Source organism: Cellulosimicrobium cellulans (assembly GCF_016921195.1).
GTDB classification, from domain to species: domain Bacteria; phylum Actinomycetota; class Actinomycetes; order Actinomycetales; family Cellulomonadaceae; genus Cellulosimicrobium; species Cellulosimicrobium cellulans_F.
Window position 1 is genome coordinate 1 of record NZ_JAFGYF010000023.1, and the last position, 1104, is coordinate 1104.

1 protein-coding gene is annotated in these 1104 nt (G+C 68.7%); it reads right to left on the reverse strand.

Annotated elements, in window-relative coordinates; genetic code table 11:
• Nucleotides 1–982, reverse strand: a 982-nt coding sequence (locus JN535_RS20425; RefSeq protein WP_205207634.1) for an IS481 family transposase, incomplete at its 3' end; no start/stop codon positions are given.
• Nucleotides 983–1104 lie beyond the last annotated feature (122 nt).

Here is a 1104-nt window from a genome sequence, read left to right on the forward strand (position 1 = left end):
TGTACTGACCGGACAGGTTGGTCAAGCGTGTGATGGGTGGCTTGTTCCCGCAGGCGGTGTGGGGACGGTGGTGGTTGTACTCGTGGAGCCATGCTTGCAGGGCGCCTCGCCGTTCGTGTTCCGAGGTGTAGCAGCGGGCGTAGCCCCACCCATCGGCCATGGTGCGGTGGAACCGCTCGATCTTGCCGTTGGTCTGCGGCCGGCGGGGCCGGGTGCGTGAGTGTGTGATCGCGAGCTCGAGGCAGGTGTCGCGCCACAGGTGGGAGATGTAGGGCGCGCCGTTGTCCGACAAGACCCGCTCGGTGGTGATGCTGCGGGCGGCGAACCACGCCACCGCCCGGCGCAGGACACCGGTCGCGGTGACGGCGGTCTCGTCGTCGTGGACTTCGGCGTAGGCCACCCGGGAGTGGTCATCGATCACGGTGTGCACGAACGCGTGACCCATCTTTGGGTTGTGGTGCTTGTTCTTCGGCTTGTCGGGGGTGGCGGCCCGGTTGCGATCGCCCTGGGACCGGCCGACGAATCGCCACCCTCCTCCGTCGGGGATGTTGCCGAACTTCTTGACGTCCACGTGCAGCATCGCGCCGGGGTGGTCGTGTTCATAGCGGCGCACCGGCTCGCCCGTGGCCCGGTCCACGTGAGACAGGCGGTTGAGCCGGCAACGGACCAGGATCCGGTGTGCGGTCGAGGGCGCGACCCCGGCAAGCGCTGCCAGCTGGACCGGGCCCAGGCGCTTGCGTAGCCGCAGCGACACGATCCGCCGCGTCGTGGCCGGGCTGGTCTTGGCCGGCATCCGTCGCGGCCGGCTGGAGCGGTCTGCCATCGGCTCACCGGCGGCATACCGGTCCGCCCACCGCTTGACCGTCGGCCACGAGCACTGGAATCGGGCCGCGACCTCCGCGATCGGGACCTTCTGATCGACAACGAGCCGGGCGACCGTGAGCCGAGCCCGTGGAGTCAGAGCAGCGTTAGCGTGGGACACGAGGGCCTCCTGTGAGCAGAGCGGATACCTAGGCAGTTCCACTCCACCGCGGGAGGCCCTCTCGCGCTACCAACTCAGATCAGCGCGTCACACTCTCTCGACCAACGTGCCCGGTCAGTACA